At 74.2% G+C, this 15,366-nt stretch carries 13 protein-coding genes; 6 read left to right on the forward strand and 7 right to left on the reverse strand.

Translation table 11 applies throughout. The annotated features are described in order from the left end of the window. Nucleotides 1-5: 5 nt before the first annotated feature. The 4 genes from ACZ6IM_RS06040 to lnt form a co-directional block, all read right to left on the reverse strand. Entirely contained in the window at nt 6-1,910 is a 1,905-nt protein-coding gene (locus ACZ6IM_RS06040) for a GAF domain-containing protein (protein WP_052837184.1), read from the reverse strand. A gap of 56 nt (nt 1,911-1,966) precedes the next feature. Continuing rightward, nucleotides 1,967-2,767 carry a 3-hydroxybutyrate dehydrogenase gene (locus ACZ6IM_RS06045; protein WP_052837183.1) on the reverse strand — a complete coding sequence of 267 codons (801 nt, stop codon included), beginning with the start codon at nt 2,765-2,767 and terminating at the stop codon, nt 1,967-1,969. Nucleotides 2,768-2,821: 54 nt separating this feature from the next. After that, complete coding sequence (locus tag ACZ6IM_RS06050) at nt 2,822-3,301, reverse strand: NUDIX hydrolase (RefSeq protein ID WP_052837182.1); 480 nt, start codon at nt 3,299-3,301, stop codon at nt 2,822-2,824. Between the two features lie 69 nt (nt 3,302-3,370). Beyond that, a complete protein-coding gene (lnt, locus tag ACZ6IM_RS06055) occupies nt 3,371-4,984 on the reverse strand; it encodes an apolipoprotein N-acyltransferase (protein ID WP_469554509.1) in 1,614 nt (537 codons plus the stop codon). A gap of 300 nt (nt 4,985-5,284) precedes the next feature. Between lnt and ACZ6IM_RS06060 the strand changes: the two genes are divergently transcribed. Further along, nucleotides 5,285-6,247: an O-antigen ligase family protein gene (locus ACZ6IM_RS06060; protein ID WP_469554511.1), complete on the forward strand. Its 963-nt coding sequence runs from the start codon at nt 5,285-5,287 to the stop codon at nt 6,245-6,247. Between the two features lie 75 nt (nt 6,248-6,322). Here ACZ6IM_RS06060 and ACZ6IM_RS06065 read toward each other — a convergent pair whose 3' ends face one another. Further along, a complete protein-coding gene (locus ACZ6IM_RS06065; protein WP_052837179.1) occupies nt 6,323-6,865 on the reverse strand; it encodes a hypothetical protein in 543 nt (180 codons plus the stop codon). Nucleotides 6,866-6,944: 79 nt separating this feature from the next. Continuing rightward, entirely contained in the window at nt 6,945-7,730 is a 786-nt protein-coding gene (locus tag ACZ6IM_RS06070) for an aspartate/glutamate racemase family protein (RefSeq protein ID WP_052837365.1), read from the reverse strand. 57 nt (nt 7,731-7,787) lie between these two features. Here ACZ6IM_RS06070 and ACZ6IM_RS06075 point away from each other — a divergent pair, with 57 nt between their 5' ends. Next, the gene (locus ACZ6IM_RS06075; RefSeq protein ID WP_469554514.1) at nt 7,788-9,032 is read left to right on the forward strand and encodes a glycosyltransferase; all 1,245 of its coding nucleotides are present in this window, start codon (nt 7,788-7,790) and stop codon (nt 9,030-9,032) included. Nucleotides 9,033-9,053: 21 nt separating this feature from the next. Here the strand turns inward: ACZ6IM_RS06075 and ACZ6IM_RS06080 are convergent, their stop codons facing one another. Beyond that, nucleotides 9,054-10,376: a TerD family protein gene (locus ACZ6IM_RS06080; protein ID WP_469555237.1), complete on the reverse strand. Its 1,323-nt coding sequence runs from the start codon at nt 10,374-10,376 to the stop codon at nt 9,054-9,056. A gap of 295 nt (nt 10,377-10,671) precedes the next feature. Between ACZ6IM_RS06080 and ACZ6IM_RS06085 the strand changes: the two genes are divergently transcribed. From ACZ6IM_RS06085 to ACZ6IM_RS06100, 4 genes are all read left to right on the forward strand, one after another. Beyond that, a complete protein-coding gene (locus tag ACZ6IM_RS06085) occupies nt 10,672-11,115 on the forward strand; it encodes a DUF6643 family protein (protein ID WP_052837364.1) in 444 nt (147 codons plus the stop codon). Between the two features lie 42 nt (nt 11,116-11,157). Continuing rightward, a complete protein-coding gene (locus ACZ6IM_RS06090) occupies nt 11,158-11,985 on the forward strand; it encodes an MOSC domain-containing protein (RefSeq protein ID WP_052837176.1) in 828 nt (275 codons plus the stop codon). A 220-nt stretch (nt 11,986-12,205) separates the two neighbouring features. Then, nucleotides 12,206-12,811 carry an Rv1733c family protein gene (locus tag ACZ6IM_RS06095; protein WP_469554516.1) on the forward strand — a complete coding sequence of 202 codons (606 nt, stop codon included), beginning with the start codon at nt 12,206-12,208 and terminating at the stop codon, nt 12,809-12,811. 108 nt (nt 12,812-12,919) lie between these two features. Further along, a complete protein-coding gene (locus tag ACZ6IM_RS06100; protein ID WP_052837174.1) occupies nt 12,920-15,358 on the forward strand; it encodes a right-handed parallel beta-helix repeat-containing protein in 2,439 nt (812 codons plus the stop codon). The last annotated feature ends 8 nt before the right edge of the window (nt 15,359-15,366 follow it).

Below are 15,366 nucleotides of genomic sequence, written 5' to 3' on the forward strand. Positions count from 1 at the left end.
GGGGGTCAGTGCCGTGCCGGGGCCGACAACCGGTGGAGTCTGAGGGCCAGTTGTATCTCCAGGGCGCGGTCGGGGCGCTGCCAGTCCTCGCCCAGGAGCCGGCCGACGCGCTCCAGGCGCTGGGCAACGGTGTTCACGTGGACGTGCAGGGCCTCCTTCGTGCGGGCCGGGCTCATCCCGCAGGCGAAGTACGCGTCGAGGGTGCGCACGAGTTCCGTGCCGCGCCGCTCGTCGTAGGCGACGACCTGGCCGATGGTGCGGTCGACGAACCCGGGTACGTTCCGGTCCCCGGCGAGCAGCAGGCCCAGGAAACCGAAGTCCTCGGCCGCCGCGCCGTCCCCGGAGCGGCCCAGCAGGCGCAGGGCGTCGAGGCAGCGTCCGGCTTCGGTGTAGGCGGCGGCCACGGCGTCGGGGCGGGCGGCGAGGTCCCGTACGGGGGCGGAGGCGCCGACGGTGACGGCCTCGTGGACCGCGCGGCCCAGGTGCCGGGCGGTGCGCCGGGCCAGACCGGTGGCCCCGTCCCCGTCCGCCAGGGGCAGCAGCAGTACGGTGCCGCCGTCCCGCGCGGCGGCCAGGCCGTGCCGGGTCGCCGCGAGGTGGGAGGCCGCGGCCCACAGGCGTCGGCGCGCGTCCGCCTCCTGGTCGGCGTCGGCCGCGGTGGCGTCGAGGCGGGCGACGAGGACGACGTGCGCGGCAAGGAGGTCGGCGTGCAGGCGTCGGGCCCGGTCGTTCAGCAGGCGCGGATCGCGGTCGCGGGCGTCGAGCAGGTCGTCGAGCAGCTCGCCCCGGACGCGCTGTTCGGCCTCGGCTGCGGAGCGGCGGGCGAGCAGCAGCAGGGAGGTGACCATCGCGGCGCGTTCGAGGGTGAGCTGGTCGACGGGGTCGAGACCGGGGTGGCCGCGCAGGACGAGGGCGCCGAACAGCTCGTCACCGGCGGCGACGGCGGCGATCCAGTCGTCCTTGTGCCGCACCACGTGTCCTTCCGCGCGGGACGCCTCCAGCGCGTACTCCGGCACCGCGAGCGCCTCGGTGAACTCCACGGTGCCGTCCAGCACCTGCGAGACGGCGGCGGCCACGTCGTGCACCCCGCCGCCGCGCAGGACGAGCTCGGCGAGCCGGTCGTGGACGTCGGAGGCCCGCTCGATGACGCCGCTGCGGTCCCGGATGATCTCGTTGGCCCGCTCCAGGCCGGCGAGGGCCGAGCGGGTCTCGGCGAGCAGGTTCGCGGTGTCGATGGCGGCGGCCGCGAGGGCGGCGAAGGAGCCGAGCAGGGCGATCTGCTCGCGTTCGAAGACCCGGGCCCGCCGGTCGGCGGCGAAGAGCACGCCGATGACGTGGTGGCCGAGCATGAGGGGTACGCCGAGGATGGCGACCAGGCCCTCGTCGCGCACTCCCGCGTCGATGGGGCCGGTGTGCTGGAAGCGGGCGTCCTCGAAGTAGTCGTCGGTGACGTAGGGGCGGGCGGTCTGGGCGACGAGGCCGCCGAGCCCCTCCCCCATGCCGAGCCGCAGTTGCTGGAAGCGGGCGGCGACCGAGCCCTCGGTGACCCGCATGTAGGTGTCACCGCGCTCCGGGTCGTTGAGGCTGAGGTAGGTGACGTCGGTGCCGAGCAGGGAGCGGGCCCGCTGCACGATCGCCCGCAGTACCGCGTCCAGGTCGCGCAGTCCGGCGAGGTCGTGGGCGGTCTCGAAGAGCGCGGACAGCTCGGCCTCGCGCCTGCGCCGGCCCTCCAGCTCCGAGCGCACCCGCAGCGCGAGGTGCTTGGCCCGGTCGAGCGCGTCGATCCGCTCGGCCGGTCCGCCCTCGGCACGGGCGAGCAGCACCGGCTGCTCATAGGCGTCGGCGGAGGCGCCGCGGGCCAACAGCTCCAGGAACGGCGTCTCGGCGGACTGCACATGATCACGGGACATGCCCACAGGATTCCCCATCACCCGCCCGTCTCGGCAGCCCTGTGGAAAACCCCGGTTCAGTGCGCGGTCCAGCCGCCGTCCAGCACGAGTGAGGTGCCCGTGATGCCGGCCGCGTGCGGGCCGGACAGGTACGCCACCGCCTCGGCGACCTCGTCGGGTTCGATCAGCCGCCGTACGGCGCTGTCCCGCAGCAGTACGTCGGAGAGCACCTGCTCCTCGGGGACCCCGTGGGCGCGGGCCTGGTCGGCGATCTGCCGCTCCACCAGCGGGGTGCGGACGTAGGCGGGGTTCACGCAGTTGGAGGTGACGCCGTGGGCGGCGCCTTCGAGTGCGGCCGTCTTGGACAGGCCCTCCAGTCCGTGCTTGGCGGACACGTAGGCCGCCTTGTAGGCCGAGGCCCGCAGGCCGTGGACGGAGGAGATGTTGACGATGCGGCCCCAGCCCTGCCCGTACATGTGGGGCAGGGCGCCGCGGATCAGCCGGAAGGGTGCCTCCAGCATCACGGTGAGCACGGTGTGGAAGACGTCCGGCGGGAACTCCTCCAGGGGTCGCACCAGTTGCAGCCCGGCGTTGTTGACGAGGACATCGGTGCCGGCCGCGGCGCGTTCGGCGGCGTCCAGGTCGGTCAGGTCCAGGACCTGCGGCTCGACACTGCCCGCGAGGTCCCCGCAGCTTCCGGCGAGCGCCTCGAGGCCCTCGGCGTCCCGGTCGACCGCTCTGACCTCGGCCCCGGCAGCGGCGAGCCGCAGCGCGCAGGCACGGCCGATGCCGCCGGCGGCGCCGGTGACGAGGGCGGTGCGGCCCTGGAGGTCGAGCGAGGAGGTGTGAGGGGCCTGGAGGACGCTGGGCGAGGTCATGTCCCGACCCTAGGCAGCGTCCACTCCGTCCCCCATGTGGGCACGCCCCATACTTCAGAAGGAACCAGTGGGTTCGAACCATGTGGGGGCGTCGGACAGGGCCTGCTTCACCCTGGTCTGCCCGAACTCCTTGATGTCGGGCAGGGCGTCCACCGCGAACCAGCCCACCTCCAGCGACTCGTCGTCGTTCACCCGGGCCTCGCCGCCGACGGCCCGGCAGCGGAAGGTGATGTCCATGAACTGGCAGACGTCACCGTTGTCGTAGGTGACCGGCTTCAGCGCCTGCACGAGGACCAGCCGCTCGACGACGCACTGGACGGCGGTCTCCTCCTCGACCTCGCGCACGGCGCAGGCGGCGGGCTGCTCCCCCGGTTCCGGGATACCGCCGATCAACGACCATCGCCCGTTGTCGGACCGTCGGCCGAGCAGCACTCTGCCCTCGTCGTCGAAGACGACGGCGGTGACTCCGGGGAGCCACAGGAGCTGGTGTCCGGCAGAGGCGCGCAGGTCGCGGATGAAGTCGGGAGTAGCCATGGACCCGACCCTAACGGGGGCAGCCCACACGCTCCCGCCGATGTCGTGGGGCGTGCGCCGGGCGTACGGCTACACGCCGTGGGCGCGCCGACCGCGCACACCGGCACCGACGGCCCAGCCGAGTCCTCCGGCGGCGACCAGTACCAGGGCGATCTCGGGTGCGATGCCGAGCCGGGTGGCGGGCGTCTCGGAGGAGCGCAGGGGCACCTCCTGGACCAGGGAGTCCGCCACGAACATGCCGGTCTTCTGGGTGATCCTGCCGTCCGGCATGATGATCGCGCTGACGCCGCTGGTGACCGGGACGGTGACGGTCCGGCTGTGCTCGACCGCGCGGATCCGGGACATGGCGAGCTGCTGGTAGGTCATCTCGCTGCGGTCGAAGGTCGCGTTGTTGCTGGGCACGGAGATCATCTGGGCGCCGTCGGTGACCTCGGAGCGCACGGCCCAGTCGAAGGCCGCCTCGTAGCAGGTCACCAGGCCCACCTCGGTCCCGGCCATGGTGAACACGCCGGGCTCGGTGCCCCGGCTGAAGTCCCTGCTGACCATGGTGGTCCAGGTGTCGTTGATCGCCCCGATGAGCGAGCGCAGCGGCAGGTACTCGCCGAAGGGCTGGATCTGCCGCTTGTCGTAGGTGTCGACGGGGCCCTTGTCCGGATCCCACAGGATCTGCTCGTTGAGCAGCTTGCCGTCGCGTTCCACGACGCCGCCGACCGAGATGGGCGCGCCGATCGCCCGCGCGGCCCGGTCGATGATCCGGCGGGCGTCGGCGTTGGCGAACGGGTCGATGTCCGAGGAGTTCTCCGGCCAGAGCACGAAGTCCGGGCGTGCCACCTTGCCCGCCTTCACCTCGGCGGCCAGGCGCTGCGTCTCGCGCGCGTGGTAGTCGAGTACGGCGCGGCGCTGGGCGTTGAAGCCGAGACCCGCGCGCGGCACGTTGCCCTGGATCACGGCGACGGTCGCGGTGCCGTCCTCCGCCGCGTCGGTCACCAGCGGCCGGGCGGCCACGGCACCCACGACGGGCACGGCCACGCCGAGCAGTGCCACGGCCGCGGCGCCGCGCCGTACCTCGTCGCCGCGGCGCGCCCGGACGGCCAGGCGCACGGCCTCGCAGAGACCGAAACCGCACAGGACGACCGCGAAGCCGAGTACCGGTGTGCCGCCGAGGGCGGCGAGCGGCAGGAACACGCCGTCCGCCTGCCCGAACGCGATCTTGCCCCAGGGGAAGCCCTCGAAGGGTACGCGCGCGCGTGCGGCCTCTCCCGCGGTCCACAGCGCCGCCGCCCACACCGGCCATCCCGGCAGCTTCGACACCGCCGCGACGCCGGCGCCGACCGCCGCCACGAAGAGCGCCTCGATCGCGGCCAGGGCGAGCCAGGGGCCGGGGCCGACCTCCACTCCGGTCCACACCAGCAGCGGGAGCAGGAAGCCGAGGCCGAAGAGGTAGCCGAGGCCGAGACCCGCCTTCCAGCCGCGGCCGCGCAGCACCCAGCCGAAGGCGGCGAAGGCGGGCAGTGCGAGCCACCACAGGGTGCGCGGCGGGAAGCTGACGTAGAGGAGCACTCCGGAGAGCGCCGCGGCGGCGGCCGGGGCGAGGCGCACGAGCCGCGCGACGGCCCGGGAGGCGGGCGTGGTCTGCGGCTGCGTCCGGTCCGACTCGCCGACGGAGGTTGCGGTGGCTGTCACCCCCCGGAGTGTACGGCGGGTGACCTGGCCGCGGACAGGACGGTCCGGGGACGTCGAAGGGCCGGGCAGAGCCTGTGCCGCATCGTTTCGCCACAACCGGGAGCCGACCGGTCCCCAATCCGCCGACCAGCCGTTACCGTGTGCCCGAGCCCCGGTCGCCGGCCCGATTCCGCCGGGCGGCGGGGGCCCGTCAGGTCGGGGGCGACGGGGGCGGGGGACACGGTGGGGTCGAGGGGGACTGCGTCCGCGGACGGTGCGCTCGCGGACGGCGGGAGACGCGGTGGCACGGACTCGGCGGGGGTGGTGATCCTCGCCGCCTGCGCCTCCTGGTCGTTGATCACCGCGGCCGCGCGCGACGGGCGTCCGGAGGGTGTGCTGCTCGCGCTGCTGGCCGTGGCCGCCGGTTACGCGGCGGGGCGGATCGGCGGGGCGCTGCTGCCGGTCGCCGCGCCCTGTGCGGCGGCGCTGGCCGGGCTGGTCCTCACGGTCGCGGTCCCGCATCTCGCGCCGGGGCCGCGGATCACCGCACCGCTCGGGCACGCCGGTGCGACCGCCGCCCTGCTGGCGCTGTCGGCGGGCGCCGCGTGCTGCGGGGCGTGGGTCGGCGGGGGGCCGGCCGTGCGGGCCGCGTTACGGGTGCTGGCCGTCGGGATCGCCGTGACCGCGGCCGCCATGGGCTCGGTCGCCGGGTGTGCCGCCTGTGCGCTGGTACTGCTGTGCTCGCTCGCCGCGGGCCGCGTACGCCGGCGCGGTGCGGCGATCGCCGGGCTGGGGCTGGGCGCGGTTGTGGTGACCGGCCCGAGCTGGGCGGTTCCGGGTGGCTTGGTACCGGACGGGCTCGCCCTCTCCGTCGAGGGGCGGCTGACCTCCCATCGCGTCCGGCTGTGGGCCGACGCCCTGGAACTGCTGCGCGGGGAGCCTGCGCTCGGTGTGGGGCCGGGACGCTTCGGGGCACTGAGCCCCACGGCCGCCCAGGCGCCGTCGCCGGACGGCCGGCCGCACTCGGCGGTGTGGCAGCAGGCGGCGGAACAGGGGGTCGTGGGTGTGGCGCTGCTGGCCGCGGCCTACTTGTGGGTGCTGTACGCGCTGTGGCGTTCGCCGCGTCCCACGCCGGTCGTCCTCACCGCCGGTGTGGCCCTCACCGGGCTCGCGGCGATCGCCGCCCTCGGCAACACGCTGAGCTTCACGGCGGTGCCGCTGGGCGCGGGAGTCCTGGCGGGACTGGCCACGGCCCGCCCGCGGGACGACCGGCTGCCCCGGTGAGGACCGTACGCCCGACGCCACCGGACCCGGACCGGTCGGCTCGCCCCACGCCGCCCCGGGGACGGGTCGCTCGGTTCAGTGGGCCGGGCCCGGTGTCTTCGGGCGCAGCCGGTCCTTGATGACCTGGACGGCCGCCTCCGCGTCGTCCACGGTGACGGTGAAGGTGTGGCCGTCCCACAGCCGCAGGATCAGCCCCTCACCGCGCCGTACGACGACGGCGGTACCCATCTCCGGCCGCCACCGGTAGCCCCAGCCGCCCCAGTGGCGCGGGGTGACATGCGGCGCGAACTCGGCGCCGGCGACATGGGAGAGGGGGATGCGGCGGCGGGGAACGCCGATGTGGCCGCAGCGCACCTCGAGACAGTCCTCGTCGACTCTCAGCGCGACGTGCACGAACGCGAGCGTGCCGAACAGGACCAGCAGTCCCGCCGCGATGCAGCCGACGACGGCCATGGCGAGCGGGGCGACGCCCGACTCCCAGGCCGATTCGACGGCCAGGGCGATGCCGAGCGCCATGCAGGCGGCGCCGATGAGCGCCAGGAACCACTGGACCCGGTTGGTGGCCCGGCCGGTCCAGACGTTCGACGGTGGGACGGTCTCGCCGTGGCGATGCCTCATGGATATGAGGTTACTCATGTTTCGCTGCGCGGGTACCTCGTCGCGCAGGGTGACTGAGCCGACCGGGCGGAACGGTGCGTCAGCGGGCCGGAGTGACCGCGCGCAGGAGCCTGCCCTCGTCGTAGGCCAGCGCCGGGGCGGGCAGGGTGCCCTCGCGTCCGCTCAGCAGCACGGTCAGGGTGCCCTCCGCCGGGGCACCGGGGTCGGGGCGGGCTCCGATCCGGCGCAGTGCCTGGGCGGCCACCGCCCCGGCGGAGCCGTGCAGGACGAGGCGCGGGGCGTCGGGACGCTGCACGGCGGCGCGGATGCGTTCGGCGACCAGTTCGTAATGGGTGCAGCCCAGGACGATGGTCGTCACGTCGCCGGGGGTGAGGGCGGCCGCGGCGCCGACGGCCTCGGTGATCGCCGTCTCGTCCGCGTGCTCGACGGCGTCGGCGAGTCCCGGACACGGCACCTCGGTGACCCTCGCCCCGCCGGCGAAGTCCTCGATCAGACCCCGCTGGTAGGGGCTGCCGGTGGTGGCCGGCGTCGCCCAGATCGCCACGGGACCGCCGCCGGCCGCCGCGGGCTTGATCGCCGGCACGGTGCCGATGACGGGCACTGAGGGCTCGAGCCGGGCCCGCAGCGCGGGCAGGGCATGCACCGTGGCGGTGTTGCAGCCGACGATCAGGGCGTCCGGACGGTGCGCGGCGGCGGCCTCGGCCACGGCGAGGGCACGCCCGGTCAGGTCCTCCGGCGTGCGCGGGCCCCAGGGCATCCCGTCGGGGTCGAGGGAGAGGATGAGATCCGCGTCCGGTCGCAGCCGCCGTACCGCGGCGGTCGCCGCCAGCAGACCGATTCCGGAGTCCATGAGCGCGATCTTCACCCGGCCACCATAGACGATGCGCTGCCACCGGCCGGTGCCGTGGGGCAGACTGCGCACGTGAGCGCCGATGTGTGGACTTCCGTCGAGACCGCCGTGGCGGGCCTCTCCCTCGCCGCCTGGCTGTGGCTGCTGCTCGCCCGGGGCTTCTTCTGGCGTACCGACGTCAGACTCCCGGCCCGGAAGGAGCCCGCCGTCTGGCCCCCGGTGTGCGTCGTCGTCCCCGCGCGCGACGAGGCGGCGGTGCTGTCCTCGAGCCTGCCGTCCCTGCTCGCCCAGGACTATCCGGGGCGGGCCGAGGTCTTCCTGATCGACGACGGCAGCACGGACGGCACGGGTGAGCTGGCGTGCGAGCTGGCCCGGCGGCACGAGGGGCTGCCGCTGACCGTTGCCTCGCCCGGGGAGCCGCCCGCCGGGTGGACGGGCAAGCTGTGGGCGGTGCGGCACGGCATCGCCCTGGCACGCGCGCGTGAGCCCGAGTACCTGCTGCTGACGGACGCCGACATCGCCCACGCCCCGGACAGCCTGCGCGGGTTGGTGTCGGCGGCGGGCACCGGAGGTTTCGACGTCGTCTCCCAGATGGCCCGGCTGCGGGTGGAGAGCACCTGGGAGCGGCTCGTGGTGCCGGCCTTCGTCTACTTCTTCGCCCAGCTGTACCCGTTCCGGTGGATCGGCGGTGGCCGCGCCGGGAGCGGGCAGAGGAAACAGAGTCAACAGAAGAAGGGGACGCGGACGGCGGCCGCGGCGGGCGGTTGCGTGCTGCTGCGTGCCGACACCGCCGAGCGGGCCCGGATTCCCGACGTCATCCGGCACGCCGTCATCGACGACGTGGCCCTCGCCCGCGCGGTCAAGGGCGCCGGGGGCAGGGTCTGGCTGGGCCTGGCCGACCGGGTGGACAGCGTGCGTCCGTATCCGCGGCTGCACGACCTGTGGCGGATGGTCTCCCGCAGCGCGTACGCGCAGTTGCGGCACAACCCCCTGGTGCTCGCCGGAACGGTGCTCGGCCTGGCGCTGGTGTACCTCGTGCCGCCGGCGGCGGTGCTGGTCGGTCTGGCGGCGGGGCGGGGCCCGACGGCCGCGCTCGGTGCCGCCGCCTGGCTGGTGATGGCCGGGACGTATCTGCCGATGCTGCGTTACTACCGGCAGCCCCCGTGGCTCGCGCCGCTGCTGCCGTTCACCGCGTTCCTCTATCTCCTGATGACGGTCGACTCGGCGGTGCAGCACTACCGGGGGCGGGGCGCGGCCTGGAAGGGCCGCACCTACGCCCGTCCGGAGGCCGTGCCCGAGGAGGGCCGGGCGGGCTGAGCCCTACCCAGCCCCCCGGGCTCATTTCCGGCCGGGGGTCCAGTTCATGCCCCAGCCGTAGGCGTAGTCGACCGTCCGCTGGGGGCTCACGCCGCGCTCGGGCACCAGGTAGCGGGCCTCTCGCTGGACGACGAGGTCGTTTCCGGTGTTGGTGATCAGCGCGAGGGCGCACACCGTCGAGGGCACGCTGCACTCGTCGAGCGAGAAGTCGATCGCGGCGCCGTACTGCGGCTGCAGGGTGACCGTGGCGTGCAGGTCGGCGAAGGAGCGGGCGCCCTCGTAGATGGTCACGAAGACGAGGATGCGCCGGAAGTACCGCTGGTGGTCGAGGCTGATGGTGAGGTTCTCGCCGGTCGACACGGCGCCGGTGCGGTCGTCGCCGTCGAGGTGGATGAACGGCGGCTGGTGCAGCGCCCCGAAGGCGTTGCCGAGTGCCTGGACGACGCCCTTGCTGCCGTCGCTCAGTTCGTACAGGCAGCACAGGTCGAGGTCGAGGTCGTCGTGCATGGCGACCGGGCGGCCGAGCTTGCGGGCCCAGCCCGAGAACTGCTTGCGCACCTGCCAGTTGAGGTTGACGCGCATGGCACCGGAGGTGCCGCCCTGCTTGGCCAGCGAGACGGAGGGCGCCGCCTTGGTGAGCGTGACCTTGGTCAGCCGGACCGGCTCGGCGGAGGGCGCGGCCGCCGGGGGCGGAGCGGCGGCCGGCCGCGTCGCGGGAGGCGCGGGGGGTGCCGGCGGGGGCGGCGTGGCAGGGAAGGCCGGCGGGGCCATCGGCGCCGGCTGGGCGGGCGCGGGTGTGGGCGCGGCGGCCGGAGGCGCGTGCTGGGGTTCGTCCACCGAGATGCCGTAGTCCGTGGCCAGGCCCTCCAGTCCGCTGTCGTATCCCTGTCCGACGGCGCGGAACTTCCAGACGGCCTGGCGGCGGTAGAACTCGCCGAGCACGAAGGCCGTCTCGACGGTCGCGCCCGGGTTGTCGAAGCGGGCCACGACGGTGTTCTGCGTGGCGTCGCGCACCTCGATGTACAGATCGGGCACCTGCCCGAAGCGGCCGCCGTCCGAGGAGGCGGCGAGGATCACGGTCTCGATCGCGGGCTCCACACGCGCGAGGTCGACGAGCAGGCTGTCGGTCACCCGGCCGCCGGCGTCCCGCTTGCCCTCGTGACGGACCGATCCGGAGGCGTGGGCCGGCTGGTTGTAGAAGACGAAGTCCGCGTCCGAACGGACCTTGCCGCCCACCAGCAGGAGGGCGGAGGCGTCCGCGTCGGGCACGCCGGGTCCGGACCGCCAGCCCAGTTCCACCCGCAGCGCCGTCGTCGGCACCGGGGTGTTGGACCCTTTCGACATTGACATGTCCGCCCCCATCACGTGTCACCGAACCGGGTGGTGTCCCGGCGAATCGTCGAGTTCCTGACGCACAACCTATTCTCCGGGCCACCCGCCCCAGAAGAAGAGTCCGGCAGAAGCTTCGGCCAACCGCCGGTAACCCGCCCGGAACTCGGCCTTTACCGCACAATCGCGTGGCCCGACGCCCCATTTTGCCAAGTTCGCTCGCATTGGGGATGCCCGGTCACTGCGGACACGGAAAACAACCCTCTTATCGGTCTCCCCAACCAGCACATCGTGGGCTTAACTTATGGCCATGACCTCCCCCCGCTCCACTTATGGCGGCGGCTACTACTCCGCCTCCTTCCCGGACACCCCGATCTACGACTCGCTCGTGGCCGAACGGGGCACACCGCAGATCGCCCCGATCCGGGTCCCCGCCGCGTACGACATGCCGAGCAACAGCCATCTGCCCGCGCTGCCGTCCGCCCTGCCCGCCCTGCCGGCGGGCCCCTCGCAGCCCTCCTACGGATACCCGCAGCAGGCCCCGCAGCCCGCCCCGCTCCAGCAGGCCCCCGCCGCGTACATCCCGCACCAGGCGACCGCGCCACGCGGCTACCCGGGCCCCCAGCAGCCACAGCAGCCCCGCCCGGCCGCGCCCGCTCCCGCGGGGTACGAGGCGATGCGCCCCGCGGCTCCCCGGCCGGCCCCCGCGCCGTACCAGGATCCGTACAACCAGCAGCAGTACCGCGGCTACTGAGCCGTCCTCCGGGCCGTCGGTGCCACCTGGCACGATGACCCCATGGGGTACGCGCGACTGCAGTCGATCCACGTCCATCCGGTCAAGGCGTTCCGGAGCCTGTCGCTCCAGGAGGCCGTGGTGGAGCCCTGGGGGCCGGCCGGAGACCGACGCTGGATGCTGATCGACGACGGGGGAAAGGTCGTCACGCAACGCGGGCAGCCGCGCCTCGCCCTGGCCGCCGCCGAGCTTCTGCCCGGCGGCGGCGTACGGCTGTCCGCGCCCGGCACGCCGCCGCTCACGGTGCCGGTCCCGCGCGCGGGCGCCACCGTGACTGTGCGGATCTTCCGGGACAAGGTGGAGGCGCTCCCCGCCGAGGACGAGGCCGCGCACGCCTGGTGCAGCGCGCTGCTGGGGACCGACGTCCGGCTGGTGCACCTGGACGATCCGGCCACCCGCCGGCCCGTGGACCCCGAGTACGCGCTGGGGGGCGAGACCGTCTCCTTCGCGGACGGCTTTCCGCTGCTGCTGACCACCACCGCCTCGCTCGACGCCCTCAACTCCCTGATCGCGCGCGGTGAGCACGCGGACGAGGGCCCGCTGCCCATGAACCGCTTCCGGCCGAACCTGGTCGTCTCCGGCACCGAGCCCTGGGCCGAGGACCACTGGTCGCGCGTCGCCGTCGGCGAGGTCGTCCTGCGGGTCGCCAAGCCGTGCGGGCGGTGCGTCGTGACAACCACCGACCAGGGCACCGCGGACCGCGGCGCCGAGCCCCTGCACAGCCTCGGCCGGCACCGGCGCGTCGACGGCAGACTGGTCTTCGGCCAGAACCTGGTCCCCCTCGGCCGCGGCACGGTCCAGGTCGGCGACCCGGTGCGGATCATCGAGTGAGGGCCGGCCGCTCGCCCGGGCCGTGCTCCGGTTCCGGACAAACGGCCCGGTGACGGGAACCCGGTGCGGGGTCCGCGCGTTGGGATTCGTGAGAGGTTCATGAGAACCCGGGCCGTGACGGGCCACCGAGCGGGGACCACGCGCCCCCGCGGTCCGGTCCGCCCGGGATCCGCGTGAACGGCTCGAGAGGGGTGGAGCGGAGCGGGAAGGGGGTCCGTGTGTGCGGGCGATCAGTGGTCTGTGGCGGTGGCGGGGCAATCCGCTGTGCCGCGCGAGCGACCTGGCCGAGGCCTGGGTGGCCCTGACGGCGCTGCTGCTGACCGTGTTCGTGGCGCCGCTGACAGGCGTGCTCGTGGGCGGCACGGCACAGAGCGCCCTGCAGCGGTCCGTGCGCGAACAGCACGAGTCGCGGCACCGGGTGACGGCCACCGTGGTGCGGGCCCTGGAGCGTTCGCCCCTGACCGTCGACCCCGAAGGTGCCTCCGGCGAAGAGCTGCGCAGCCGTGTCCTCGCCGCCTGGAGGGGGCCGGACGGCTCGCGGCACGAGGGGCCCGTCCTGGTGGGCATCGATCGTCCGGACAGCGGCGACCGGTTCGCGATGTGGACGGACGCTCGGGGCCGCGAGGCGGCCCGCCCGCTGGACTCCGCGACCGCGACCACACACGCCGTGCTCGCCGGGATCGGCACCGCGGTGGCGGCCGCTGCCCTGGTGGAGACCGCCCGGCGGATCGTGGTCTGGCGCCTGGTCCGCCGCCGGTACGCGCGCCTGGAGCAGGAGTGGCAGCGGGCGGGACCGGACTGGGGCAGGACCGGCGCGGGCAGTTGACGGGCTTCGGCCTCCGGTCAACTCACCACCTGCGCGCACGCTACGGTGGACCGGCCGAACCGAATCGGCGACGACCCGCGTACGACGAGGTGGGGGCACAGCAACGCCATGGCACAGGGCACGGTCCAGGTGACGCACACCGGCACCTCGCGGTGGCGGCGCCGCACGGGTGAGTACGCATCGCTCGCCGCCGCCCTGGAGGCCGCGGCCGACGGTGACGTCCTCACCGTCGCCCCCGGGACCTACCGGGAGAACCTCGTCGTCCAGCGAGCGGTGACCCTGCGCGGACCCGAGGGCGCCCAGGGCTCGGTCCGGATCGCGCCCTTGGACGGTGTCCCGCTGACCGTGCGCGCCTCGGCGGTGATCCAGGACCTGCACGTCGAGGGCCAGGACGCGGCGGCGCCCGCGGTGCTGGTCGAGGACGGCACGCCGGAGCTGCTGGGCCTGAGGGTCGTCGCGCGTTCCGCCTCCGGGATAGAGGTACGCGGCAGCGCGCGTCCCACGGTGCGGCGCTGCACCGTCGACAATCCGGCCGGTGTCGGCATCGCCGTCCTGGACGGCGGGGGCGGCGTGTTCGAGGAGTGCGAGGTCGTCGCGGCCGGCCAGGCGGGCGTCGCGGTGCGCTCCGGGGCCCACCCGCGGCTGGAGCGCTGCCGGGTGCACCACGCCGCGGGTTCCGGGCTGACGGCGACCGGCGAGGGCTCCGCCCTGGAGGCCGTGGGCTGCGAGGTCTACGAGGTCCGCGGCAGCGGCGTGCAGGTGACCGGCCGGGCCACGGCCCACCTGACCGACTGCGACGTGCACCGCACCACCGGCGACGGCGTCACGCTGGACACGGACGCGGTGCTCACCCTCGCCGACTGCCGCATCCACGACATCCCGGAGAACGCGGTCGACCTCAGGTCCCGCTCGGTCCTCACCCTGACCCGCACCAGCGTGCGGCAGTTCGGCCGCAACGGTCTGTCGGTGTGGGACCCGGGCACCCGGGTGGACGCCAACCAGTGCGAGATCTTCGACAGCACCGGCGACTACCCGGCGGTCTGGATCAGCGACGGCGCCACCGCGGTGCTCGACTCCTGCCGGGTGCACGACGTGCCGGACGCGCTGTTCGTCCTGGACCGGGGCTCGCGCGTGGACGTGGTCGACAGCGACCTCTCCCAGGTGCGCAACACGGCCGTGTCGGTGAGCGACGGCGCCACCGCGCAGCTCGACGACTGCCGTATCCGGGACGCCGCCACCGGCGCCTGGTTCCGCGACCACGGCAGCGGCGGCACCCTGAACAACTGCGCCCTGGACGGCAATCGCACCGGTGTGATCGTCACCAAGGGGGCCGACCCCACGATCGAGCGCTGCACGGTGGACTCGCCCTCCGAGGCGGGTGTCTACGTGTCGGCCGGAGGCCGCGGCAGCTTCCTGAACTGCCGGGTCACCGGCAGCGCCGGCTACGGCTTCCACGTGATCGACGGGTGCCGTACGACGCTGAAGAAGTGCCGCACGGAGCGGTGCGCGCGCGGCGGGTACGAGTTCGCGGACGGCGGCCCCGACACGGCGTACGACTCCGGGCCGCTCGTCGAGGACTGCACGAGTGACGAGAGCACCGGCCTGACGGCGCCCGCCGCGGCCGAGCCGGTGGTGCAGACGACGGCACAGTCCCCCGGGCTGCTGGGTTCGATCCCCGGGCAGCGCACCACGGAGCAGGAGCCGCTGATCGCGGGCACCGCCGCCCAGGAGCCGGCGCGGACCTCGAAGGCCGTCCTGGGCGAACTGGACGCCCTGGTGGGCCTGGACAGCGTCAAGCGCGAGGTGCGTGCGCTCACCGACATGATCGAGGTGGGCCGGCGCCGGCAGCGGGCGGGCCTGAAGGCCGCGTCGGTCAAGCGTCACCTGGTCTTCACCGGCTCCCCGGGCACCGGCAAGACGACCGTCGCCCGGCTGTACGGCGAGATCCTCGCCTCGCTCGGCGTGCTGGACAAGGGCCACCTGGTCGAGGTGTCCCGGGTGGACCTGGTCGGCGAGCACATCGGCTCGACGGCGATCCGCACCCAGGAGGCGTTCCAGCGGGCGCACGGCGGCGTGCTGTTCATCGACGAGGCGTACGCGCTCTCCCCCGAGGACGCGGGCCGGGACTTCGGCAAGGAGGCCATCGACACGCTGGTCAAGCTGATGGAGGACCAGCGGGAGGCCGTCGTCGTGATCGTCGCGGGATACACGGCGGAGATGGAGCGCTTTCTGTCCGCCAACCCCGGTGTGGCGTCCCGCTTCTCACGCACCATCACCTTCGGCGACTACGGCCCGGGGGAGCTGCTGCGGATCGTGGAGCAGCAGGCCGACGAGCACGAGTACCGGCTGGCGCCGGGCGCGGCCGAGGCGCTGACGAAGTACTTCACGGAGATTCCCAAGGGCCCGGCCTTCGGCAACGGCCGCACCGCCCGCCAGACCTTCGAGGCGATGGTGGAGCGGCACGCGAGCCGGGTCGCCCAGCTGGCCGACCCCAGCACGGACGACCTGACCCTGCTGTACCCCGACGACCTCCCCGAGCTGCCGTGACGGCCCGG

It is taken from the genome of Streptomyces sp. NPDC042336 (assembly GCF_055581985.1).

Excerpts from the sequence above, each read along its gene's own strand:
- ACZ6IM_RS06080 (WP_469555237.1), bottom strand. The coding sequence starts at position 10,376 with ATGTCGAAAGGGTCCAACACCCCGGTGCCGACGACGGCGCTGCGGGTG.
- ACZ6IM_RS06065 (WP_052837179.1), bottom strand. The coding sequence starts at position 6,865 with ATGAGGCATCGCCACGGCGAGACCGTCCCACCGTCGAACGTCTGGACC.
- ACZ6IM_RS06040 (WP_052837184.1), bottom strand. The coding sequence starts at position 1,910 with ATGTCCCGTGATCATGTGCAGTCCGCCGAGACGCCGTTCCTGGAGCTG.
- ACZ6IM_RS06085 (WP_052837364.1), top strand. The coding sequence starts at position 10,672 with ATGACCTCCCCCCGCTCCACTTATGGCGGCGGCTACTACTCCGCCTCC.
- ACZ6IM_RS06045 (WP_052837183.1), bottom strand. The coding sequence starts at position 2,767 with ATGACCTCGCCCAGCGTCCTCCAGGCCCCTCACACCTCCTCGCTCGAC.
- ACZ6IM_RS06100 (WP_052837174.1), top strand. The coding sequence starts at position 12,920 with ATGGCACAGGGCACGGTCCAGGTGACGCACACCGGCACCTCGCGGTGG.
- ACZ6IM_RS06090 (WP_052837176.1), top strand. The coding sequence starts at position 11,158 with ATGGGGTACGCGCGACTGCAGTCGATCCACGTCCATCCGGTCAAGGCG.
- ACZ6IM_RS06050 (WP_052837182.1), bottom strand. The coding sequence starts at position 3,301 with ATGGCTACTCCCGACTTCATCCGCGACCTGCGCGCCTCTGCCGGACAC.